The sequence below is a fragment of the Pseudomonas sp. TH21 genome (assembly GCF_016651025.1).
In the GTDB taxonomy this organism is placed as follows: domain Bacteria; phylum Pseudomonadota; class Gammaproteobacteria; order Pseudomonadales; family Pseudomonadaceae; genus Aquipseudomonas; species Aquipseudomonas aylmerensis.
In genome coordinates, this window is sequence record NZ_JAEKEQ010000001.1 from 4,404,256 (window position 1) to 4,428,190 (window position 23,935).

Below are 23,935 nucleotides of genomic sequence, written 5' to 3' on the forward strand. Positions count from 1 at the left end.
CCTGTCATGACTTTTGATTTGAACCGCCGCCAGGCCCTGCGCCTGCTGGCCGGGGCGGCGGCTGCGCCCCTGGTGTTGCGTTACGGCAGCGCGCTGGCGAATGTCGCCACGCCATTCACGCTGGGGGTTGCCAGTGGCGATCCCTGGCCCGATGGCTTTGTGATCTGGACTCGACTGAGCACGCTGCCGCTGTTTCCCGGCAATGAATACGCGCTGCCGGCGAGCATCCCGGTGGACTGGGAAGTCGGCCTGGATGAACGCTTCCAGCGCATTGCCCAGCGCGGACGCACCCAGGCCCTGGCGATCAACGGCCACGCCGTGCACGTGCAATTGCACGGGCTGCAACCGGGCCGCGAGTACTGGTATCGCTTCATCGCCCTGGGCGAGCGCGGGCCGACCGGCCGCGCCCTGACCCTGCCGGCACTGAACGCCAAAGTCGATCACCTGCGCCTGGGCGTCGCTTCCTGCGCCCATTACGAGCGTGGGCTGTTCAGTGCGTATCGGCACATGGCCGACGAGCGTCCCGACCTGGTGCTGTTTCTCGGCGACTACATCTACGAATACACCAACGCCCCCGGCACACAGGGCCTGGCCCGTTCATACGGCGCCCCCGAAGCCACCGACCTGGCCGGCTACCGGTACCGCTACGCATTGCACAAGACCGACCCGGACCTGCAACAGCTGCACGCCGCTGCACCGTGGATCGCGACCTGGGACGACCATGAGGTGCAGGACGACTACTCCGGCGTGTCCTCCAAGGATCCGGGCGTGACCCTCGCGGCCTTCCAGCAACGCCGGGCGGCGGCGTACCAGGCCTTCCTGGAGAACATGCCGTTGCGGCGCCCGCCGCTGGGCAGCAATGGCAGCCCGCAGATTTACCGGCGTTTCACCTATGGCGATCTCGCCGCGATCCCAGTGCTCGATGGCCGCCAGTACCGCTCGCGCCAGCCGTGCTACCAGGCGCCGAATTTCGGCAAAGGCCATATGGAACTGAGCAGCTGCGTGGACCTCTCCGATCCCAAGCGCACGCTGCTGGGGTTTGAGCAGGAACGCTGGCTGTACGACGGTTTGCGCCGCAGCGACAGCCGCTGGAACCTGCTCGCCCAGGATCTGCTGGTGGCGCCGTTGCGGGCGGAACGGCCGGGCACCGATGGCGCGCGGTACTGGACCGACAGCTGGGACGGTTTCCAGGCGGCGCGCGGGCGGCTGATCGACAACCTGCGTGACAGCCGGGTGGCGAACCCGGTGGTATTGAGCGGGGACTATCACTCGTTCTGGGCCAACCATTTGTATGAGCGGCCGGAGGATCCGGATTCGAAGTTGGTGGCGGCGGAGTTTGTCGGCACCTCGATCACCTCCAATGGGCCGAGCTACGAGGCGGTGCAGTCCATATTGCCGGCCAATCCGCAGATCCGCTTTTACGACAGTCGGCCCCGTGGGTATTTGTCGCTGGACCTGACACCGGAGCGCCTGGCGGTGAAGATGCAGGCGATCTCCGATCGCCTGGACCCCAACGCCACGGTGTCGACGCTCAAGCACTTTGTCGTGGAGAGTGGCAGCCCGCAGCTTATCGAGGCCTAAAGCTGCACCACCCTCCTGGCAGGAGCCGGCTGGCCGGCGATGGCGGTCGCCGAATTGACGCTCAAAGAAGGCGCCTCATCGCCGGCCAGCCGGCGCCTGCAGGGGGTGTGCTGGCCGGGAATATCGGCCAGCAGGCTACGGGTGTAGTCATGGGCAGGCGCGGTGAAAATCTGTTCACAAGCGCCCTGCTCCACCACCTTGCCCGCCTGCATCACCACCACATGATCGGAAATCTGCCGCACCACCGCCAGATCATGGGAGATAAACAGGTAGCTCAAGCCCAGCCGTTCTTGCAGGTCCGCGAGCAACGTCAGAATCTGTCCCTGAATCGACGCATCCAGCGCCGACAACGCCTCATCCAGCACCAGCAACTGCGGCTCCAATGCCAACGCCCGTGCAATCGCCACCCGCTGCCGCTGCCCGCCCGACAACTCCACCGGCCGACTCCCCAGCAACCGCGCCGGCAACTCGACCTGTTCCAGCAAGGTCGCCGCGCGCTGGCGGCGCCAGGCGCTGTCGCCCAACGCAAAGGCCTGCAACGGCTCACTGATGATCTGCTCCAGGCTCAACCGTGGGTTCAGCGACGCATAGGGATTCTGGTAAACCACCTGGATCTGCCGCCGCAACGCCAGCCACTCGCGGCGCGACACGTGGCTGATGTCCTGCCCATCGAACACCACGCTACCGCTGTCCAGCCGCTCCAACCCGAGAATCAGGCGCGCAGTGGTCGACTTGCCCGACCCCGACTCCCCCACCAGGCTGGTGGTGCCGTGACGCGGCAGATGGAATGAAACGCCATCCACCGCCAGCGGTGTCGGGTGGCGCCAGGTCGAGAAATCCTTGCGCAGCCCCTGCACCGTCAACAGCGGCGTGGCCTCCACACGCTGCGCACTCACCTGCCGGCGTTGCTGCACCAACAAGCTTGGCGCCGCCTGCAGCAACTGCCGGGTGTAGGCATGCTGCGGCGCCTCGAAGACGCGACGCGCATCGCCGGTTTCGACGATGCGCCCCTGGTGCATCACCAGCAGCCGGTCGGCGCGATCGAGGGCCACGCCCAGATCATGGGTGATCAGCAACACCGCCGTGCCACGTTCACGGGCCAGGGTTTGCAGGCGGTCGAGAATCTGCCGCTGCACGCCCACATCCAGCGCGCTGGTCGGCTCATCGGCGATCACCAGCGGCGGGTCATTGGCCAGGGCGATGGCGATCAGCACGCGCTGGCGCATGCCGCCGGAGAGTTGATGCGGATAACCGCGAGCAACACGCTCGGCGTCCGCCAGCCCGACTTCGCGCAACAGTGCCAGGCTGCGCTGGCGCGCCAGCGGCTTGGGCACGCCGTGCAGGGTCAGGGCCTCGACCAGTTGGTGGCCGATGCGCTTGACCGGGTCGAGGGACAAGCCCGGATCCTGCGGCACAAAGCCCACGCTGCGCCCGCGAATGCTTTGCCACTGGCGTTCGCTGGCAGTGGTCAACTCCTCGCCTGCCAGGCGAATGCTGCCGGATTCGATCTGCGCGTTGCCCGCCAGCAAGCCGACCAAGGCCGCCGCCGTGGTCGATTTACCCGAGCCGGACTCGCCGACAATCGCCAGGATCTCGCCGGCCTTGAGCTGGAAATCAATGCCCGCCACGCCTTCGGTGCGCCCATCGCGGCCGTGATAGGCGATACGCAGGTCGCGTACGTCGAGCAAAAGGTGGTCTGTCATCGTGTGCCTCCTTGATCCTGTTGCAACGCCCGCGCCAGTTGGTTGGCCGACACCACGACCGCAGCCACGACCAGGCCCGGCAGGCTGGTGTACCACCAGGCGGCAATCATGAAGTTGCGCCCTTCGGCCACCAGCAAACCCCATTCGGGTTGCGGCGGTGGCGCGCCAAAGCCAAGAAAACTCAAGGCCGAGACCGACAGCACCGCACTGCCGAATTCCAGCGCGGCCAACGCGAGCACCGGCGCGCTGGCGTGGGGCAGGATGTGCCGCGCGATAATGGTCCACGGCCCGACACCACAGGCCGATGCGGCCTCGACAAAGGTACTCGCACGCCAACGCAACACTTCGCCGCGCACCAGGCGCGCGAAGGTCGCGACCGACGACAGGCCCACCGCCAGGGCGATGTTCAGCGTGCCAAACCCCAGCACCGTGATCACCGCCATGGCCAGCAGCAATGCCGGGATCGCCATCAAGACTTCCACCAGGCGCATCAGCACCGCGTCCACCCAGCCGCCGAAGAACCCCGCCAATACCCCGAGGAGGATGCCGCTGACCAGCGCAATCAGCACCGCCAGCAAGGTCGCGCGCAACGACAGCCCGGCGCCATACACCGTACGGCTATAGAGGTCGCGGCCGAGGTGGTCGGTGCCAAACCAGTGCACCAGGGACGGGCTCTGCAAGGCATTGGCCGGCATCCCGAGCAGCGGGTCGAAATGCGTGAACAGTTGCGGCCACAACGCCCAGCCCAACACCAGCAGCAGGACGATCACGCCCAGCGGCAGCAACGGGCGGCGGCGCAACGCGCGCAAGTGGTGCGGACGCGGCAAAACAGCGGTCAAGGCAAGGCTCATCGTGCGGCTCCGCGAATACGTGGGTCGAGCAACGGATACAACAGGTCGACTAGCAGGTTGACCGCGATAAAGATCAATGCCGCCAACACCACCACGCCCTGTACCACCGGAATGTCCTGGGTGCTGACCGCCCCCTGGGCCAGGCGGCCGACGCCCTCACGGGAGAACACGGTTTCGGTGACCACCGAGCCGGCCAGCAGCGAGCCGACAATCACCCCGCTCAAGCTGAGGATCGGGATCACCGCGTTGTGCAGCACATGGGTCAACAGCACCCGCAGCGGGCTCAGGCCCTTGGCGCGCAGTGCATCCACGAATGGCAGGCGCGCGGTGGCGGCCAACGAGCGCGCCAGTACCTGGGCGATCACCGCGCTGGTCGGAATCGCGAGTGTCAGGGTCGGCAGGACCAGTGAGGCAAACCCCTGGTTGCCCATCGCCGGAAACCAGTGCCAGCCGAAGGAAAACCACTGCAACAGCAGCAGCCCCACCCAGAAGGTCGGCAACGACACGGCCACCGCCGGCAACCCGAGCAACAGGTCGCGCAGCCAGCGCCGGCGGGTCAGGCTGGCGACCAGCGCGAGGCTCACGCCCAGCACCAGCGCCACCGCCAGCGACACCAACGCCAGGGCCGCTGTCTTCGGCAAGGCCTCGGCCAATGACGCCGATACCGGCTGGCCACTCTGGATCGAGTTGCCGAAATCCAGCTGCACGGCATGCCACAGGGCAATGCCGTACTGCACCGCCAGCGGCTCGTCGAGGTGGTACTGCGCGCGTAGCGCCGCGACTTGCTGCTGGTTGACGGTGCTCTGCTCGCCGCTCTGGTTGAGCATGATGCTCACCGGGTCGCTGGGCAGTGCGTACAGAATCACGAATGACAGGCTGAACGCCGCCCACAGCACCAGCAACGCCTGGCCGCCACGGCCCAACAGGTACAGCGCGGTGCCCCTCATGGCTGCAACCAGGTGTCGAAGAACTGCAGCCGCGAGGACGCTTCGTAATGGAGGCCCTGGACCTTCTTGCCGTGGGCCAGCACCGTCGCCAGCTCCACCAGGGCAATCGCATGACCGTCACGCAGCAGCAACTCGCTGGCCTGGTCGATCAGCCCCTGGCGCTTGGCGCTGTCGAGGGTCTTGGACGACTCGCTCAACAGCCGGTCCACCTCCCCCGGTTCGCGCTTGTTGATGTTGTAGCCCCGGGCGTCATACACGGTACGCAGCACGTCCGGGTCGGCGCGGGTCAGGTTGAGAAAACGCACGCTGAAATCCCCACCGGCCTGGATCGCCGTGACCTGGCTGATGGTGGATTTATTCAGTTGGAAGTCGATGCCCACGCCCTTCAATTGCTGCTGTACCAGCTCCAGGATGGGCGTCTGCTGCCAGTAGTCCAGGCGAAACGCCAGGCGCTTGCCGTCCTTGACCCGCACGCCATCCGCGCCCACTTGCCAGCCGGCCTCGTCCAACAGCCGGCGCGCGCCGTCCGGGTCATAGGCCAACAGGCTGGAAAAGTCGCGGTACAGCGGCGTGCTGGTGGCGAGCAAGGCGGTGGCGGGTTTCTGGTAGCGGGAAATGATGCGCTGCAACTCGGCCCGGTTGATTGCCTTGTTCAGCGCCTGGCGCACCTTGATATCGGCGAACAGCGGCGTCGATTCATTCAGCGCCAGGTTGAACACCACGCCGGGATTGGCCCGGGTCAACAGCACCAGGCCCTGGCCTTCGATGCCCGGTTCATCCTGTGGCGCGACGCTGGTGTTCACCTCGATCTGCGCGGACGCCAGGCTGCCCAGGCGCACGCCGGATTCGGGAATGATCAGGAACTCGATGCCGTCGAGCCAGGCCTTGCCCGTGTGGGCCGCCAAGGAAGAACCCCAGGCGTAGTCCTCGCGCCGGCTCAGCGACACTTTCTGGTTATGCACGAATGACTTCAGTACAAACGGCCCCGAGCCGACCAACTGGCCCTGGCAGCGCTCGCCTGACGACAACGCCAGGTTGGCGGGCGACAACAGTCCCAGGGTCATGGTCGAGGTGGCTTGCAGGAATTGCGCGTTGGACTGCTCGAACTCGACCACCACCGTGTGGCTGTCCGGGGTGTCGATGCGCTTGAGCCCGGCCAGGTAGGTCGAGCCGAGGATCGAGCGCGCGCCCAGGGCCAGGATGCCTTCCAGGTTGGCCTTGACCGCCGCAGCGTCCACCGCCGCGCCGTCGCTGAAGGTCGCGCCCTGGCGCAGCACAAAGGTGAAGCGCCGCGAATCCGCATCCACCTCCCAGCGCTCGGCCAGCCACGGCACGATGGCGCCGGTGACCGGGTCCTGGTCGGTGAGGGAGTCCACCAATTGCCGCCCGACGTTCAGCGCGGTGTTATTGCCTGCCTGCTGCGGGTCGACGCACTGCGGATCGCCGTCCAGGGCCACGCGCAGAGTGCCGCCGCTGTGGGGCTTGGACGGGTCGGCCTGGCTGACCTCGCCGGACGGGCCGCCACACCCGGCCAGCAGCAGCGCCAACAGTGCGACTGAATACGGCTTCATGAACGCGCTCCCTGACGACGGTTGGCGATATACGGCAAGCCGAGGTTTTCGCGCAGGGTCTGGCCCTGGTATTCCTGGCGGAACAAACCGCGGCGCTGCAGCTGCGGCACCACGCCATCGGCAAAATCGGCGATGCCCTGGTGCAACCCGGAGAACATCACGTTGAAGCCATCGGCAGCACCACTTTCGAACCATTCCTGGAAGTCATCCGCCACACTTTCGGGCGTGCCGATCAGGATCCGATGCCCACCGGCGGTGAGCTTGTTGAACAGCTCACGCACGGTCGGACGCTCGCGGCGGATCAGGTCAAACACCAGCTTCTGCCGGCTCTTGTGGGTGTTGGTGTCGAACTGCTCGGGCGGCAGCGGCACCAATGAATCGAACGGCAGCTCCGACAAATCGAAACCCAGACTGGTAAAGCGCGAGATCGAACTGAGGAACGCCTTCGGGTCCTGCAGCTCCTGCAGTTGATCGTATTTGGCCTGGGCTTCGGCCTGGGTACGGCCGATCACGGTGGAGACGCCCGGCAGTACTTTCAGGTGCTCGGGGTTGCGCCCCAAACCGGCAGCGGTGTGTTTGATTTCACGGTAGAACGCCTGGCCCTGCTCCACGGTGTGCTGGGCGGTAAAGATCAACTCCCCGGCCCGCGCCGCCAAGCGCCGGCCGGCATCGGAGGAGCCGGCCTGGGCAATCACCGGGTAGCCCTGCACCGGGCGTGCGGCGTTGAGCGGGCCCTGCACCTGGAAGTATTTGCCGTGGTGGTTGAGCACGTGCAGCTTGTCGGTATCCAACCATTGCCCGGACGCCTTGTCCTGGATAAATGCATCGTCGGCCCAGCTGTCCCACAAGCCGGTGACCACGTCGTAGAACTCTTCGGCGCGCTCATAGCGGTCGGCGTGCTTGATGTGGTCGTCGCGGTTGAAATTCTCGCCACCGCCCAGTGAGGTCACCAGGTTCCAGCCGACCCGGCCACCGCTGAGGTGATCGATGTTGGCGAACTTGCGCGCAATGTTGTACGGCTCGTTGTAGGTGGTGCTGGCGGTGGCGATCAGGCCGATATGCCGCGTCGCCAGGGCCAGCGCCGGCAACAGCACCAGCGGGTCCCAGCGCACGCTGTTGGGGCCGCGCGCCAGGGCCAGGGGGTCGAGGTCGACGTTCACCGTGTCGTTGAAAAACAACGCATGAAAACGCGCCGCTTCAAGCTTTTCGGCGATCCAGCGAAAGTGCTCGAAATCGCGGAACGAGTCGGCGGCGGCACTCGGGTGGCGCCAGGCCGACCCCATGATCCCGGCACTCGGAATGAAGGCGCCGAGCAGTATCTGTCGTTCTTGTTGGCTCATGTCGCAGTCCTCATCAGAAGGTGTAGGTCGCGCGGGTGTACCAGAACGCACCGTAGGGATCGAACGGCGAGATGCTGCCGAACTTGGGGAACCCGTTGATATCGCCTTGGGGGAACGCGTTGTTGTCGGCCTTGACGTTGAGCAGGTTGTTGGCGCCCACCGCCAGGTTCAGGTCCTTGGTGAGGTTGTAGGCCACCTCCAGGTCGGTGAGCCACTTGGCGCCGTAGGTCACGTCATAGGCCGGGTTGGTGTCACGGGCGATGACCTTGTCGTAGCGGGTCAGGCCGGCGTTGATGTCAAACTTGTCGACCTTCCAGTTGGCGCTGAGGATCAGCTTGGTCTTGGGGTTGGCCACGGTCAGGTATCCCTGGGCAACGCGGTCGAACAGCGCCAGGTTGCTGCCCACGGCGGTGAGTGCGGCGGGCGTCGACTTGATGCTGTCGATCGTGGTCTTGTTGTAGTTGGCCGCCACGCCATATTTGACGGTGCCGAAGGCGCCGTAATCGACGCGGTAGTCGGTGACCAGGTCGATGCCGCGCGTGGTGGTGTCGGCAGCGTTGGTGAAGTACTTGACCCGGTAGCCAGGGCGGAAGCCGTTGGCCTGCAGGATCTGGTCGACACCACTGCCGTAGAGGAAACCCGTCTGGGCGATGCGGTCGCTGATCTCGATCTGATAGGCGTCCACAGTGATATTCGCTTCGGGCACCGGCTTGTAGGCGAAGCCGAGGCTGATATTGCGCGACTTCTCCGGCTTCAGATCCTCTGCGCCAAGCGCCTGGGCCAGCGGCGAATCGACCCGCACCGACTTGGCCTCGACGAACTGCGCCACGCCATTGACGGTGGTGTATTGGTTGGCAGTCTGCGCATACACCGATTGCGACAGCGACGGCGCGCGAAAGCCGTTGCTGAGGGTGCCGCGCAAGGCGAATTCAGGGGTGAAGTCATAGCGCAACGAGAGCTTGCCGCTGCTGGTGTTGCCTGAGCTGTCGTCGTAATGCTCGAAGCGCCCGGCCACGCCCACATAGAGTTTCTCGGTGGGGTTGAGGCCCACATCCAGGTAGCTGGCGTAGCTGTTGCGACTGGCCTGGCCTTCGTCATCCGGGGTCAGGGTGATTGCGCCCTGGGCGCCCACCGCGCCGGGTTGCCCGGCCAGCGGACCGCTGGGGTAGACATAGCCGCCGTTGATGTAAGACAGCGGGTTGCCCGACTCGGTCTTGTAGCGCTCATGCCGATGCTCGAGGCCGGCCGAGACTTGCAGCGGCTTGCTCAGGCCGATGTCGAAGGCGCGGGTCAGGTCGAGGTTGTTGGTCCACTGGTCAAAATAGTTGGTGTAGGTGGTGAAGTGCGTGGGGCTCGACGGGCCGAGCGAGGCGTTGAGGGTCTCGTCGGCGCCGGCCACGCCCTTGTCGCGGCCAAAGGTCGAACTCAAGTCCCAGTTCCACTCGGCGATCTTGCCCTTGCCGCCAGCCGCGACCTGGTAGTCGGTTTCGCGCAGGGTGTAGAACGGCGCCGTACCGTCGGGGTAAATCGAGGGGATGATGTTGGTGGAGTTGGGCCGCCGGTAGTTCTGCCCGCCCCGCGCGTCGCGCTGGCTGAGGGTCGAGAACGAGTACAGGGTCACGTCGTCCAGGGGCAGTTCGGCGTTGTAGGCGACGTTGATCGCCTTGATTTTCGGCAGGCCGTTTTTCTGCACGTCCTTGTCGTTGGCCTCGCGCGGGTCCGGTGAGCCGTTGGCCTGCGGGTAGTAGAACGCGCCCGTAGCATCGCGGGCACGCACGGCGGTCTGCTGGGACTTGGCGTCCAGCGACAGGTTGAAAAAGCCGTCGTTGGGCAGCGCGAAACCGTTGTTCAGGGTCTGGCGAATCGTGCCGCCGTCGCCCTTGGTGTACTCGCCATAGGAGGTGCTGACCGAGCCACCGTTGTCGTTCTGCTTGAGGATGATGTTGATCACCCCGGCAATCGCGTCCGAGCCGTACTGCGCCGAGGCGCCGTCGCGCAGCACCTCGATATGGTCGATGGCGCTGACCGGGATCATGTCCAGGTCCACCGGGTTGGTGCCGTAGGCCGCCGTGGAGTCGAGGTTGATCACCGCGCTGTTGTGGCGGCGCTTGCCGTTGACCAGCACCAGCACGTTGGAACCGTTGAGGCCGCGCAGGCTGTAGGGCCGCGCGATGCTGTCGTTGGACGTGCCCGAAGGCCGCTGGGAAAACGACGGCAGGGTTTTCTGCAACGCGGTCCGCAGGCTGCTGGAACCGGTTTTCTCCAGTTGCTGGGCGCTGATCACATCGATCGGCGACGGGCTGCTGGTGACGGTGCGCGCCTCGCTGCCGCGCGAGCCGGTGACGATCACCGTGTCGAGCGTGTCATCGCTGGTGGCGGCGTAGGCTGGCAGCATGGAAAAGCCGGCGAATATCAAGGGAGCGAGTTGCAGGGTGGAACGGTAGGCAATGGGTTTCATGGCAGGTCAACTGTTCAGAATAGGGTTGAAGTCGTCACGCCACAGCGCTCGTGCATCGACGCTCTGGCTGATCAAATGGTTGGCATAAAACAGGTCGGCCACCTGCTGCTGGGAGGTCATGGCGTCGGCATCGATGCCTTGCAGGCGGCCCGGCCGGCTGCGCTGCTGGAACTGGCGCAGGTACAGGGCACGATCGATGCCGGTCAGCGCTTCACTGCGCTCGGCCCAGCGTTCGGGATGGGCGTTGACCCAGGCCCAGGTGGCTTGCTCACGCCGCAAGAAATCGCCTACCTGGCTGCGGCGTTGAGGGTTGGCCAATACCTGTTGCGTGGTCGCAATCACGTAGTTGCCGGAGTAGTAGCGGCTGACGTCCGCCAGCAGTTCGCCGTCCATCTGGCTGGTGGCTTGCAGCGCGCTGATGCCGCCGGTGGCGATGGCATCCACATGGCCGTTGCGAAACGCGGTGAGCGCGTCCTGCATCGGCAGCGGTACCGCCGTCACATCGGCCAGGGACAGGCCGTTCTGCGCGAGCATGTTCAGCACAAAGTAGTGAGTGTTGGTGGCCCGTACGTAGCTGATGGTCTTACCCTTGAGGTCCTGGACCGTGCGGATGCCAGCGCCTTTTTTCACCACCAGACTCGTGTCGTTGCGGTCGCCTGCGTACTGGGCCACCAGTGCAATCGGCACCTTGGCGATCGAGGCGAAGATCGGCGGGATCTCGCTCATGAACGCGTAGTCCAGGTGGCCGCTGCTCAGGGCTTCGAGTACCAGGTTGCCGCCGCTGACATCCACCCATTCCACCGGGTACGGCGTGTCGGCCTGGCCGGCGTCGGCCAGAAACGACGCGGCGGTGCCCTTGTAGCGCCACACGCGCAAGGGTTCGGCAGCCTGGGCGCCCAGCAGGGCGCCAGCCGCGAGGGTGCCGCCAGCCAACAGTAATTGCCGACGAGTCAGGGTGTGCATGGCAGGTGCCTCAGTCGAGCAGGTCGGGTTCTTCGGTGCGGATCTGGTCCCACAGCGGCAGGAAGTTGAGCCAGGCGAAGAACTCGTGGCGGGCCTTGTCGATGCCACCTTCCAAGGCGTCCGCCGGCGGCACCAGCGGCTGCCCGGCCGACCGCGCGGCCAGGTGCACGCGGGCGGTGTCTTCGGCGAGGATGAACCGCCAGGCGGCGCTTTCCACCGTCGCGCCGGTGACCCACAGGCCATGGTTCTGCCACACCAGCAGGTTGTTCTGGGCGAAGGTCTCGACGAACGCCTGGCTGACGATGTTGCGGTCCTGTTCCAGCGCGCCACTGGCGGTGCGCAGGGCGTGACGCGGGAAGATCACCTGGTCATTGAGGAAGGCGCCGGACTCGGCGGTGATCGGCTCGAACAGCTGGCCCAACGACGACCAGACGCGGCCATGAAAACCATGAAAGTGCGCAATGCCGACTACGTCCGGGCGCGCCTGTTGCAGGTCGTGGTGCAGTTCCAGGGCGCTGGTATTCAGCAGGCCCTCGCCTTCCACCACTTGGCCATTGCCATCGACGCGCAACAAGTGCGACACGGTGATCTGCGAGAACGGCACGCCCAGCGGGTTGATCCAGTACTGCTCGGGATGGACCGGGTCGCGGGCGGTGAAATGTCCCGCCACGCCTACCTCGAAACCCAGGCGGCCGAACAGGCGATAGGCGGCGGCCAGGCGTTGCTTGCGGTGCAGGCGCTCTTGCAGCGGGTCGTCATGGGTGGGTACGGCGCCCAGCGCCAGGCGATTATTGTCGTAGGGCAAGGTGTAGATGGTTTGTGGGAACAGTGTGGAATGACTCATACAGGCAACCCCTGATCAGGCAGTTTTTATAGGCGAGCGAATCCGTGGCTCGGCAGGGCCGGCAGTGAAAACGCAAGGACGGTGTGGCGGCGGGAAGTGTGGTCAGGTCGTCATGATCAGGGGGGCCCTCGCAGGTGGGTATAGTCGGTGCTCACCTCCACCATGCGAGGGGTCGGGTCGAGTGTGTTGTCGCTGGGTTGAAAGGTATTCGTCTAAGAAACGTCTGTAAAAGGCTTTGTAGTCATATGCTAATAATCAGCTTTTTTTAATATGCTGGTTGGTGATGATCAGTTAATTGCATTTTTTGGGGTTTGGGGGGGATGGGGGGATCGGGGGCATATCCGTTATTTGGGTTATGGTCGACTATGGTTCCGCTCTTACAGCGGGTCACTTTTGGAAAAGAGCCCCAAAAGTAACCAAAAAGGCTCTTGCCCCAACACTCGGCACCTCGCCTAGGCTCGGTGTGCCCGTAATCCGACATTGATTTGGGGGGCCGCCGCCACGCGCCATCCATGGCGCGGGGCGGCTAAACCGGCATCCCTGCCGGTTTACCCCCCAAATCAATATCGAATTCCGGCCAGCGTGTTTGATGGGGCGCCTAGATCAAGATCAAGATCAAGATCAAAAGCAAAAGCACGGCGGCCTGGTAGCCGGCCTGAGTGGTTAGATCAAGAGCGGATATGTGTAGGAGCTGGCTGCCTGCTCCCACAGGGGCTCAAGGTATGGCTCAGGCACCCGGGTATATGGAGATCAAATGTGGGAGCTGGTTTGCCTGCGAAGGCGGTGGGTCAGGCAGCGAATGCATTAACTGACACACCGCCTTCGCGGGCAAGCCCGCTCCCACAGGGGGTTCAAGGTATGGCTCAGGCCCCCGGGTGTATAGAGATCAAATGTGGGAGCTGGCTTGCCTGCGAAAGCAGTGTGTCAGGCACCTGATGCATCAACTGACACACCGCCTTCGCGAGCAAGCCCGCTCCCACAGGGGGCCCAAGGTATGGCTCAGGCAACCGGGCATATGGAGATCAAATGTGGGAGCTGGCTTGCCTGCGAAAGCAGTGTGTCAGGCACCTGATGCATCAACTGACACACCGCCTTCGCGAACAAGCGCGCTCCCACAGGGGGCTCAAGGTATGGCTCAGGCACCTGGGTGTATGGAGATCAAATGTGGGAGCTGGCTTGCCTGCGAAGGCGGTGGGTCAGGCAACAATGCATCAACTGACAAGCCGCCTTCGCGGGCAAGCCAGCTCCCACAGGGGGCTCAAGGTATGGCTCAGGCACCCGAATATATGGAGATCGATTGTGGGAGCTGGCTTGCCTGCGAAGGCGGTGGGTCAGGCAGCGAATGCATCAACTGACACACCGCCTTCGCGGGCAAGCTGAACTGGCCTAATGATTTTGGACACCTCAATCGGGCGCTATGATGGCGTCCAAATCTGAGGTGTTTGGATATGCGTAAATCTTATTCATGTGAGTTCAAACTCAAGGCTGCCAGCATGGTGCTGGACGAGGGGCAGTCGGTTCCCGAGGTCTGTGCCAGCTTGGATATTGGCCCTACGGCCTTGCGCCGCTGGGTCGATCAAGTTCGCAAGGAACGCTTGGGCTCGACTCCGGTGGGAGCCAAGGCGATTACCGCGGATCAGCGAGAGATCCAGGAACTTAAAGCCTTGCTCAGGCAAAGAGACCGGGATATCGAAATCCTAAAAAAGGCCAGTGCTCTCCTGCTTTTGGACGCCAAAGATCACTCTCGTTGATCTGTGAGCTGGGCGAGCAGTACGGCGTTAACGATTGCTGTCGTGTGTTCGGAATAAACCGCAGTAGCTTTTACGCATGGCGTCAGCGCCAAGGCAAGGTGAGCCCTAAGCGAGAGAAACTCAAGGCTATGCTGGTCAAGCACCACAGGGCGTCGAGAGAGTCTGCGGGCGCTCGTACCTTGGCTAAACAGCTGCAAGCCGGCGGGCATGATGTCGGGCGGTTCATGGCTCGCAGCTTGATGCGAGAAGCAGGCATTGTCAGCCGTCAACGCCGGCGCCATAAGTACAAGTCACCTGGCGTGGAGGCTTTGGTGGCACCGCATGTGCTCAAACGCAAGTTTGATGTTGCGACGGTCAATCAGGTGTGGTGTGGGGACGTGACGTACATCAAAGTCGGCAAGCGTTGGCTGTATTTCGCGGCGGTTCTGGACTTGTTCGCTCGCCGGATTGTGGGCTGGTCGTTTTCGATGATCTCTGATGCCACGCTGACCTGCGAAGCCCTGCGCATGGCGATTGAACTGCGCGGTCGCCCAAAAGACGTACTGTTTCACTCCGACCAAGGTTGCCAGTACACCAGCCATAAATTCAGAAATGAACTGCTGGAACATGGACTCCGACAAAGCATGAGCCGTAAAGGCGAATGCTGGGATAACGCTCCGATGGAGCGTTTCTTTGGAAGTTTGAAATCAGAGTGGGTGCCAGAAGCAGGCTACGGGTCGGAACATGAGGCCCGAGCGGATGTGCAGCGCTATGTATCGCGCTACAACATCACCAGGCCGCATAGCTACAACGACTATCGGTCACCAGTCGCCAGGGAGAAGCTGGTGGCGTGAAACCTTAATCGGTGTCCAAGATTACTTGACCAGTTCAAGCCCGCTCCCACAGGGGGTTCAAGGTATGGCTCAGGCACCCGGGTATATGGAGATCAAATGTGGGAGCTGGCTTGCCTGCGATGGTCGTTAACGATGACGCGGAAATATCAGAATGTACGCGGCGTTATCACATTTTTTCGCCGGCAAACCGGCTCCCGCAGAGAGCAAAAAGCGCACCCACGATGCGAAGCGAGCCGCTTTTGATCTTGATCTGAGGCGCCCCATTAAACACGCTGGCCGCACGCAGGTTTGAATCCGTGGGTAACCCGGCAGGACGCCGGGTTAGCCGCACTGGGCCAGGGATGGCCCATTGCGGCGGCCCACGGATTCAAGCCTGCGTGCGGGCACACCGAGCCTAGGCGAGGTGCCGAGTGTTGGGGCAAGAGCCCTTTTGGTTACTTTTGGGGCTCTTTTCCAAAAGTGACCCGCCGTAAGGGCGGAACCCATTGCAGCCATTACCCAACAACGGATCCCCACACAATCTAAGCCCCAACAACCCTCAAAACCTCATCCGTCACCCGCGCCGCCGTGTGGCGATTCACCGGCACCGGCAAGCCCAGGTGCCCACGCAAAGTGTCGTGGCTGTACTCATGGCGAAACAACCCACGCTCACGCAACAGCGGCAACACCTGATCGGTAAACCGCGCAAAGTCATCCGGCGCGCCCACGTGGATGTTGAAACCATCCACCGCGCCCTCCACAAACCAGCGTTCGATCTCATCCGCCACGGTCTTCGGCGAGCCGACGAAACTCGAAAACGGCTTGGCAAAACGTAGCGCCGCCTGGCGCAGGGTCAGCTTCTGGTCGCGGGCCACTTGCTTGATGTTCTCGGCATGCCCGCGATAGCCGTTGCTGCCCAGGTCGCCCAGTTCCGGAAAAGGTTCGTCGAGCGGGTACTGGCTGAAGTCGTGGTAGTTGAACGGCCGCCCCAGTTGTACCAGCGCCTTGTCCAGGTCCAACTCGCCATTGCGCGCGCGGTCGATGGCCTGGGCCTCCTCGTCGGTGTCGGCAATGATCGGCGAAATGCCCGGCAGGATGGTCACGTGGTCAGGGTTGCGCCCCGCCGCTGCGGTGCGTCGCTTGATGTCGCTGTAGTAGGCCTGGGCGTCCTCGAAGTTACCCACGCCGGCAAAAATCCCCTCGGCATAATTGGCCGCCAGGCTGCGCCCGGACTCGGAGATGCCCGCCTGGAAAATCACCGGCTGACCCTGCGCCGAACGCTGGATATTCAGCGGCCCGGTCACCGAGAAAAACTCGCCATGGTGGTCGAGACGATGCTGGCGCTGCGGATCGAGGAAGACCTTGCTGGCTTTGTCGCGCACGAAGGCATCGTCCTCGTAGGAGTCCCACAGGCCTTGCACCACCTCCAGGTGTTCGGCCGCGCGGCGGTAGCGCTCGGTATGGTCGATATGCTGTTCACGACCAAAGTTGCCAGCCGCGCCTTCAAGGCCAGTGGTGACTACGTTCCAGCCAGCACGCCCGCCGCTGATCAGGTCCAGCGAGGCGAACTGCCGCGCGACGTTGAAAGGTTCGGTATAGGAGGTGGTCAACGTCGCCACCAGGCCGATCTTCGAGGTCGCCCCGGCGATGGCCGAGAGCAGGGTCAGCGGCTCCAGGCGGTTGAGAAAATGCGGCGCCGAATCCGCAGTGATGTAGGGGCTGTCGACGATGAAGACCAGGTCGAACTTGGCCGCTTCCGCCTGCCGCGCCTGGGCACGGTACCAGTCGATATCGACACTGGCATCGCCTGGGATCTGCGGGTGCAGCCATTCGTTTTGCGCGGTGCCAACACCGGTGAGGATGGCGCCGAATTTGAGTTGCCGCGGTGCTGTGGACATGGGAGGTCTCCTGGTTGGCATCAAGCGGTGCGGGCAGCGATGGCTTCGACTTCCACCAGTGCACCGGGCAGTGGCAACGCCACCACTTGCAACGCCGTGCGCGCGGGTTTGTGCGGCTGCTCGGGCGTGCCGAAGAACTGCGTATAGCCACGCTGCAAGCCGGCAAAATCGAGCTTGCCGGCCGTCTCTTCGGCGCCGACCAGGAACACGCGCAATTGCACGATATCGCTCAGGTCGAGGTCGTGTTGCTGAAGGATCCTGCGGATCTTGTTGAACACCGACACGGTCTGCACTTCGGTATCGCCATAGGCCGCCGGCGTGCCCGCCTGGGCATTGGCGTCGTGCAGGTCCGGCAAGGTGCCGCTGACGAAGATCAGGCTGGCGGAGGCCGGCACGGTGACGGTCTGCGAGATCGGGAAATCGCCGACGCTGGTACGTTGAATACTGTCGCTCATAGTGTTGATCCTCAGGAGGCGGCCAGGGCCGCAAGGTGGGTTTGTTGGGTCACGCGCTCAGCCAATTGCGCGACCACATGCCGTGCCGAGTTGGCCGCCGATTCCTGCCAGATACCCACGCCGCTTTGCACCAGGCCATCGCCGGCGAAGTACACGCGCCCATGCGCCTGTTCGAGCAAGGCACTGGCGTCGGCGGGGAAGTGTTCGCGTTGCAGCCACGGGCCTTCGCTGTAGGGAATCTGTTCCCAGGACACGGCCAGCGGGTTGCGCAGGTGTTTCGAGTAGCCCGGGTGCAACAGCTCCACGGCTTCCTTGGAGGTGGCGTACTGCTTGTCGAACGGCTGGGCGCCAAAGGCCGCGGCGCCCTCCCCGGTCACGTAGCCCGCCACCAGCAGGCCTTCGCGGGTATTGAGGTCGTTGCTCGGGTACCACAGCAGGCGCGCCGGGTGCTCGATCCAGGACAGGCCGCCGTAGGTGCGATAGTCGGTCTCCCAGAAGCGCGGCGATTGCCAGGCCACTTTGGTGGCCTGGTCGCTGCGGGTGCTGAGCAAGGCGGCCTTGATCGGGTCGCTGAAGTCCGTATCGAGCCTGGCCAGCAGCGGCAGCGGCAGGGTCGAGACCAGGTAATCGGCGCGAACCACCTGTTCACGGCCACTCGGGGTGTCGTGGTAGGTGACAGCCACGCCGTCTTCCAGCTGGCGGATCTGGCGCACCTGCGCGCCCAGTTGCACCTGTCCACGAACCCGCTCGTAGAACGCATCGGTGATGCGGTCCATGCCGCCGACCGGCTGGAACATGGTCGCCGAGAATTCCGGAAATTCAGTGTGCAACAAAGCGCCCCAGAGTTCCGGATGCAGCAGTTGATCCAGCGCCAGCGGACCACGGCTGGCCGGCAAGGCACCAGGATGCGCGGGCGATTCCAGGTGCCCGGAACGAATCGTGCCCTCGAAGGCCAGCTCCTGGGACAGGTCGCCATACACCTGCAGGAACGCCAGCAACCGCGTGCGTTCTTCACTGCTCAACACATCATCGAGGGCATCGCGCTGCACCGCCTTGGCCAGCAACCCGGACAGGTGCCCGCGCGCATCGTTGATCGCCTGGCCGACGGTGAACGCCGGCTTGCTCACATCCGGCCGCACCTGGGCGCCATGGCTGCTGTTGACCAGCACTTCGAGGGGCACGCCCAGCTCGCTGCAGTAGTCGAGAATCGTGCGGTGCTGGCTGGGGATACGCGCAGGGCCGGCGTTGAAATACAGGCCCTGATCGAATGCCACAGTCTGCGTGCGACCGTCCTTGTAGTCGACGCGGTCGCCGTTGCGCAGGGTCCAGGTGCGTCCGCCGACCCGCTCACGCGCCTCCAGCACTTGCACACTGAAGCCGGCGCGGGTCAATTCCAGGACGGTGACCAGCCCGGCAATCCCGGCGCCGAGCACCAGCACGCGGGTGCCCTGCCCCAGGCCTTCCTTGAGTTTCAGCGGTTGCGGGCGGCGGTGGGATGAAGGCCCCAGGCCCAATACCGCGAGCGCATCCTTGACGGCTTTTTCGCCGCCGACCGCAGCAATGCTGGACAGCGCTTCACGTCGTGTCAGTCCCATGTCAAATCCTCCTTAATCCGGCAGGCCCGGTGGGTTGATCAGCGACTTGTCGACCCGCTCCACGTCCAGGCCCCAGCGTTGCAGCACCTGCTCGTATTGGCCGCCGGCAATCGCGCCTTCCAGCGCGGTGTGGATCGGCTTGACCAGACCATTGTCCTTGCGCGTGGTCACGGCGATATCCGCCTGCAACGGCCAGCCACCGTTGACGGTGCCGACGCGCTTGATGCCGCCGGTGATCGCGGCGGAATAGGCGTACACCGAGTTCGGCCCGAACAGCGCATCACTGCGCCCGGACTGCACCGCCAGTTGCGCGGCGGCCTGGTCGTCGAAGTACTGCAACAGCGCAGGCTTGCGGCCGGCCTTTTCATTGGCGTCGTTCCAGGCGAGCAGGACTTTTTCCTGGTTGGTGCCGGAGCCGACGATAATCTTCAGCCCGGCAATGTCCTCGGCCTGTTTGATCTCGGTGATCTTGCTGGTGCTCTTCACGTAGAAGCCCAGCACGTCCTGGCGATAGGTGGCGAAGTCAAAGCGCTTCTTGCGCGCCTCGGTCACCGTGACGTTGCTGATCACCGCATCGTATTTCCCCGAACTGACACCCAGGGGCCAGTCTTCCCAACTGGTCTGCACCACGTTGAGTTGCAGGCCGAGGCTGTCGGCCACCAGTTGCGCGGTATCGGCTTCGCTGCCGATGGTGGTCTTGTCGTCACTGGCGAGCAGCGCCAGGGGCGGCCCGGCGACACCGGACACGGCGACGGTGAACTTGCCCGGCTGGGCGAACTTGAAACCTGGCGGGATCTGCGCGATCGCCGCTTCATTGCGCGGCACATGGATGCGCACGCGGTCAGGGCTGAGGTCAACCTGTTGCACGGCGAAGGCGCTTTGCGCGGTGCTGACGGCCAGCGCCAGCAGGGCCACGCGGGCTGTGGTGATAAACATGGGCAGTCACTCCTTGAACTAAAGCACCTTGCCGAGAAAGGCCACGGTGCGGGGATGTCGGGGTTGGCGGAAAATTTGTTCGGGCGGGCCCTCTTCAATCAGTTGCCCGTCACAGAGGAACACCACGTGGTCGGCCACTTCGCGGGCAAAGCCGATCTCGTGGGTGACGATCACCAGGGTCACGCCCAATTGGGTCAGGCCCTTGATCACGTCGAGCACCTCGCCCACCAGTTCCGGGTCGAGGGCCGAGGTCGGTTCATCGAACAGCAGCACCTTGGGGTCCAGCGCCAGGGCGCGGGCGATGGCGACGCGCTGTTGCTGGCCGCCGGAGAGCTGGCGCGGGTAGGCGTCGACCTTGTCGGCCAGGCCCACCTTGGCCAGCAGTTCACTGGCCTTGGCCTGCGCCTCGGCCTTGCTCCAGCGCTTGTGGGCCAGCGGCGCCTCGGCGATGTTTTCCCAGGCAGTGAGGTGCGGGAACAGGTTGAAGTTCTGGAACACGAAACCGACGTCGATACGCCGCTTGAGAATCTCGCGCTCCTTGAGTTCATAGAGCAGGTCGCCCTTGCGCCGGTAGCCGACGTATTCACCGTCGATGGTGATGTGCCCGCTGTCGATCTTCTCCAGGTGGTTGATGGTGCGCAGCAGGGTGGATTTGCCCGAGCCCGAAGGCCCGAGAATCACCGTGACCTTGCCCGGATCGATGGTCAGGTCGATGTCCTTGAGCACCTGCTGGTTGCCAAAGCGCTTGCCCACGCCCTGGATCTGGATACGCCCTGCGCGTGCTTCAGCCATGGGTTTTCTCCTTCAGCCAGCCACGTATGCGTTGCAGCGGCGTGGGCGGCAACACGCGCGCGGTGCCCCGTGCAAAGTGGCGCTCGACGTAGTACTGCGCGCTGGTGAGCACGGTGGTGATGATCAGGTACCAGACGGTCGCGACGATCAGCAGCGGGATCACCGCCTGGGTGCGGTTGTAGATAACCTGCACGGTGTAGAACAGCTCCGGCAGGGCCAGCACGTAGACAATCGAGGTGCCCTTGACCAGGCCGATGATTTCGTTGAAACCCGACGGCAGGATCGAGCGCAGCGCCTGGGGCAGGATGATCCGGAAGATCCGCCGCGAAGCCGGCAGCCCCAGGGCCGCCGCGGCCTCATGCTGGCCGGCGTCGACGCCGATCAGGCCGCCGCGAATGATCTCGGCCGCATAGGCCGCCTGCATCAGGCTCAGTCCGAGCACCGCCACGGTGAATTGACTGAGCACGTCCACCGTCGACCACTCGGCGAAGACCACGCTGGTGAATGGCACGCCGAGCACGATGTGGTCGTACAGGTAGGCGAAGTTGTAGAGGATGATCAGCACCAGCAGCGCCGGCATCGAGCGGAAAAACCAGATATAGCCCCAGGCCAGGGCCGCCAGCAACGGCGACCCCGACAGCCGCGCCAGTGCCAGGGCGGTGCCGAGGATGATGCTGAACACGGTGCTCAGCAGGGTCAGCAACAGCGTCTGGCCGAGGCCGCGCAGCACCGACGGCGAGAAGAACCACTGCCCGAACACGCCCCACTCCCAGCGCGGGTTGGTGGCCAGGGAGTGCACGATGGCGAGCAGCACCAGCGCGGCAAAGATCGACCCTGCCCAGCGCCAGGGGTGCCGGGCCGGCACCACCTGCAGGGCCTTGATCGGCGTGGAGACACGGCTCTGGCGAACCGGCTGGTCGGTGACCTCATCAATCAGGTCATAGGATTTGGCGACGATGGGCATGGTTTATTCCTCGGCCTTAGAAGGCATAGGTCAAGCGGGTGTAGTAGTAGCCACCGGTAAAACCGAAGGGCGAATAGGTGCCGTAGCTGCTGACCATGGTGCTGCTGGGTACGCCTTGTTTCTTGGGGTAGACGTCGAACAGGTTCTTGGCCCCGATGGCCACGTTGAGGTCTTTGGTGAGGTTGTAGCCAAGGTCGAGGTCGGTGATCCATTTGGCGCTGTAGACCCGGTCGAGGCTGCGGTCATCGGAGACGTTGACCTCCTTGTAGGAGCCGTAGCGGGTCAGGGCCAGGTTGAGGTTGAAGCGGTCGATGCTCCAGTCGCCGCCCAGGATCAGCTTGGTGCTGGGCTGCACACCGGTGATCAGGTTGCGCGCCTGGCGGTCCATCAGGTCATAGGGGGTGCCCAGGATCGTGGTCGACTCCTTGTAGTTGAGGATCTTGGTCTGGTTCCAGTTGAACGCCGCCGTCCACTTCAGCGCGCCGTATTGGCCCAGGTCCTGGCTGTAGTTGCCGACCAGGTCCAGGCCTTTGGTGCGGGTGTCGGCACCGTTGATGAAGTACTGCCCGCCGGAGGTGGAGGTGATGCCGTTGCCTTGCAGTACCTGGGTGATTTCCGGGCCCAGCAAGGTGCCGGTGAGGGTGATGCGGTCACGCAGGTTGATCACGTAGGCGTCGGCGGTGAAGTTCAGGCGATCGGTGGGCGTCAGGGTGAAACCGAGGCTGAAATTGGTCGAGCGCTCGGGCTTGAGTTCCTCGGCACCGAGGGCCTTGGCCGCCGCCGAACCGACCGGCAGCACGCCGTAGTTGATCGACTGGTACACCCCGTTCACCACGCCATACGTGGTCGAGCGCGCACTGAACAGGCTGTTGGCCAGGGACGGTGCACGGAAGCCATTGCTCACGGTGGCGCGCACGGCGAACTGCGGGGTGAAGTCATAGCGGGTGGTCAGCTTGCCGCTGCGGGTCGCACCCACGCCCTGGTTGTAGTGTTCGTAGCGAAAGGCAGTGCCCACGTACCAGTCCGGCACCGGGTTGAAGCCGACGTCGACATAGCTGGCCAGGCTGTTGCGCGAGGCGCTGCTTTCTTCATCCGGCGAAATGCCGTTGGTGACCTGCGCCCCGGACGATGCACAGTTGCCCGGCGCCACGCAGTAGCCGCCGTTGGCATAGGACGCGTAATCACCGGCCTGGACCTCATAAGTGTCACGTCGATGCTCGAAGCCGTAACTCAGGTCCAGGGGCTTTTGCAGGCCGATGTCGAAGCCGCGCTTGAAGTCGAGGTTGGTGGTGAGTTCGGTGGAAATCCAGGTGCCGGAGGTGAAGTGGTTCGGCGTGGCCTCGCCCAGCGATGGGTTCTGGTTATGCGTGGTGCCCTGCTCTGCGTCGTTGCGCCCGTAGGTGGTGGACAAGTCCCAGTCCCACTCGCCGACCGTGCCTTTGCCACCCAACGCGGCCTGGAAATCGTCCTCGTCGATAAACCAGGTCGGCGTGTAGCCGCCAGGGTAACCGTTGGGTCCGGTGGTAATGGTGTTGGTGATGGTCGGCAGGCGGAAGTTCTGGCCCTGCTCGGCCTTGCGTCGCGAATACGTGGTGAAGGAGTAGAGGCTGAAGCTGTCGTCGATCGGCAACTCGGCGTTGTAGCCCAGGGTCAGCAGGTTGGTCTTGGGGGTGCCGTAGCCGCCGTAGGTGGAGCGCCCGGCCTGCTCATAGGCCTGGGCGTAGGTGTAGCCATTGGCGCTGGCCTTGTTGTCATCGTTCTGGCTGCGTGCATCCAGCGCCAGCTGCACGATGCCGCCGTTGCCGATTTCAAAGCCCTTGTTGAGGCTTTGCTGCACGGTCTGCTTCTTGCCGTCATAACCCTGGCCGACATTGGTCACCGAGGTGCCGCTGGTGTCGGCCTTGAGGATCACGTTGATCACCCCGGCGATGGCATCCGAGCCGTACTGGGCAGCGGCGCCGTCGCGCAGCACTTCCACATGGTCGATGGCGCTGATGGGGATCAGGTCGAGGTCGGCCGGCGCCGCGCCGGTGTTGATGCCGTTGATATTCAAGGTCGCGGCCGTGTGGCGGCGCTTGCCATTGACCAGCACCAGCACTTCGGCGGCGCTCATGCCGCGCAGGTTGGGTGCGCGGGCAATGCCGCTGGCGTCCCAGCCGGTCTTTTCCGGCAGGGTCAGCGACGGGACCACCGCGCTCAGGGCTTCCATCAGACCGGGCTTGCCGGTGCTCTGCAATTGCTTGGCGCTGACCACATCGATCGGCACCGGGCTGCTGGTGACCGTGCGTTGTTCGGCGCCACGGTTACCGGTGACCACCACGGTAGACAGGGTGCTGTCGTCCTGGGCGTGGGCCGCAGCGGCCAGGATTGCCAGGGCCACTACGGCGGTCGGTTGTAAAACGTGCTTCATAGCCACTCCAGACTTTCCAAATCGCGAGGTCGGGCAATCACGCGGTCGTGCGCGGTGCTCGATG

At 64.0% G+C, this 23,935-nt stretch carries 18 protein-coding genes; 3 read left to right on the top strand and 15 right to left on the bottom strand.

What is annotated here, in order from left to right; all coding sequences use genetic code 11:
- Window positions 1-6 precede the first annotated feature (6 nt).
- Window positions 7-1,581, top strand: coding sequence for an alkaline phosphatase D family protein (locus tag JFU04_RS19295; RefSeq protein ID WP_201145407.1), 1,575 nt, complete (start codon window positions 7-9; stop codon window positions 1,579-1,581).
- On the opposite strand, the gene JFU04_RS19300 is transcribed toward JFU04_RS19295, so the two are convergent.
- The 8 genes from JFU04_RS19300 to JFU04_RS19335 are packed head-to-tail and all read right to left on the bottom strand — an operon-like array spanning window position 1,578 to window position 12,258.
- Window positions 1,578-3,284 carry a dipeptide ABC transporter ATP-binding protein gene (locus tag JFU04_RS19300; RefSeq protein ID WP_201145408.1) on the bottom strand — a complete coding sequence of 569 codons (1,707 nt, stop codon included), beginning with the start codon at window positions 3,282-3,284 and terminating at the stop codon, window positions 1,578-1,580. The two genes, JFU04_RS19295 and JFU04_RS19300, sit on opposite strands and share 4 nt — an antisense overlap.
- Entirely contained in the window at window positions 3,281-4,135 is an 855-nt protein-coding gene (locus tag JFU04_RS19305; RefSeq protein ID WP_106803231.1) for an ABC transporter permease, read from the bottom strand. Before JFU04_RS19305 ends, JFU04_RS19300 begins: the two co-directional genes overlap by 4 nt.
- Window positions 4,132-5,082, bottom strand: coding sequence for an ABC transporter permease (locus JFU04_RS19310; RefSeq protein WP_106803230.1), 951 nt, complete (start codon window positions 5,080-5,082; stop codon window positions 4,132-4,134). The genes JFU04_RS19305 and JFU04_RS19310 overlap by 4 nt, the downstream gene beginning before the upstream one ends.
- Window positions 5,079-6,653 carry an ABC transporter substrate-binding protein gene (locus JFU04_RS19315; RefSeq protein ID WP_201145409.1) on the bottom strand — a complete coding sequence of 525 codons (1,575 nt, stop codon included), beginning with the start codon at window positions 6,651-6,653 and terminating at the stop codon, window positions 5,079-5,081. Before JFU04_RS19315 ends, JFU04_RS19310 begins: the two co-directional genes overlap by 4 nt.
- Window positions 6,650-7,993: an LLM class flavin-dependent oxidoreductase gene (locus JFU04_RS19320; protein WP_106803228.1), complete on the bottom strand. Its 1,344-nt coding sequence runs from the start codon at window positions 7,991-7,993 to the stop codon at window positions 6,650-6,652. Before JFU04_RS19320 ends, JFU04_RS19315 begins: the two co-directional genes overlap by 4 nt.
- A 13-nt stretch (window positions 7,994-8,006) precedes the next feature.
- Window positions 8,007-10,451 (bottom strand): TonB-dependent receptor plug domain-containing protein, encoded by a 2,445-nt coding sequence (locus JFU04_RS19325; RefSeq protein WP_120449141.1) that lies wholly within the window; start codon window positions 10,449-10,451, stop codon window positions 8,007-8,009.
- A gap of 6 nt (window positions 10,452-10,457) precedes the next feature.
- Window positions 10,458-11,414: an ABC transporter substrate-binding protein gene (locus JFU04_RS19330; RefSeq protein ID WP_201145410.1), complete on the bottom strand. Its 957-nt coding sequence runs from the start codon at window positions 11,412-11,414 to the stop codon at window positions 10,458-10,460.
- Between the two features lie 10 nt (window positions 11,415-11,424).
- A complete protein-coding gene (locus JFU04_RS19335; protein ID WP_106803225.1) occupies window positions 11,425-12,258 on the bottom strand; it encodes a class II aldolase/adducin family protein in 834 nt (277 codons plus the stop codon).
- Window positions 12,259-13,706: 1,448 nt separating this feature from the next.
- Between JFU04_RS19335 and JFU04_RS30320 the strand changes: the two genes are divergently transcribed.
- Together JFU04_RS30320 and JFU04_RS19340 are read left to right on the top strand one after the other, a co-directional pair.
- Window positions 13,707-14,009, top strand: coding sequence for an IS3 family transposase (locus JFU04_RS30320; protein WP_065899480.1), 303 nt, complete (start codon window positions 13,707-13,709; stop codon window positions 14,007-14,009).
- Window positions 14,006-14,842: an IS3 family transposase gene (locus tag JFU04_RS19340; protein ID WP_065899479.1), complete on the top strand. Its 837-nt coding sequence runs from the start codon at window positions 14,006-14,008 to the stop codon at window positions 14,840-14,842. The genes JFU04_RS30320 and JFU04_RS19340 overlap by 4 nt, the downstream gene beginning before the upstream one ends.
- 521 nt (window positions 14,843-15,363) lie before the next feature.
- Here JFU04_RS19340 and JFU04_RS19345 read toward each other — a convergent pair.
- The 7 genes from JFU04_RS19345 to JFU04_RS19375 are packed head-to-tail and all read right to left on the bottom strand — an operon-like array spanning window position 15,364 to window position 23,871.
- Window positions 15,364-16,719, bottom strand: a complete 1,356-nt coding sequence (locus JFU04_RS19345; protein ID WP_120449153.1) for an LLM class flavin-dependent oxidoreductase — start codon at window positions 16,717-16,719, stop codon at window positions 15,364-15,366.
- Between the two features lie 20 nt (window positions 16,720-16,739).
- Window positions 16,740-17,174 (bottom strand): RidA family protein, encoded by a 435-nt coding sequence (locus JFU04_RS19350; protein WP_201145412.1) that lies wholly within the window; start codon window positions 17,172-17,174, stop codon window positions 16,740-16,742.
- Window positions 17,175-17,185: 11 nt separating this feature from the next.
- Window positions 17,186-18,769 (bottom strand): flavin monoamine oxidase family protein, encoded by a 1,584-nt coding sequence (locus JFU04_RS19355; RefSeq protein WP_201145414.1) that lies wholly within the window; start codon window positions 18,767-18,769, stop codon window positions 17,186-17,188.
- A gap of 12 nt (window positions 18,770-18,781) precedes the next feature.
- Entirely contained in the window at window positions 18,782-19,705 is a 924-nt protein-coding gene (locus tag JFU04_RS19360) for an ABC transporter substrate-binding protein (protein ID WP_065903548.1), read from the bottom strand.
- Between the two features lie 18 nt (window positions 19,706-19,723).
- Window positions 19,724-20,497: an amino acid ABC transporter ATP-binding protein gene (locus JFU04_RS19365; RefSeq protein WP_065903551.1), complete on the bottom strand. Its 774-nt coding sequence runs from the start codon at window positions 20,495-20,497 to the stop codon at window positions 19,724-19,726.
- Window positions 20,490-21,461 (bottom strand): amino acid ABC transporter permease, encoded by a 972-nt coding sequence (locus JFU04_RS19370; protein ID WP_065903553.1) that lies wholly within the window; start codon window positions 21,459-21,461, stop codon window positions 20,490-20,492. Before JFU04_RS19370 ends, JFU04_RS19365 begins: the two co-directional genes overlap by 8 nt.
- Before the next feature lie 16 nt (window positions 21,462-21,477).
- The gene (locus JFU04_RS19375; RefSeq protein ID WP_201145416.1) at window positions 21,478-23,871 is read right to left on the bottom strand and encodes a TonB-dependent receptor plug domain-containing protein; all 2,394 of its coding nucleotides are present in this window, start codon (window positions 23,869-23,871) and stop codon (window positions 21,478-21,480) included.
- Window positions 23,872-23,935: the final 64 nt, after the last annotated feature.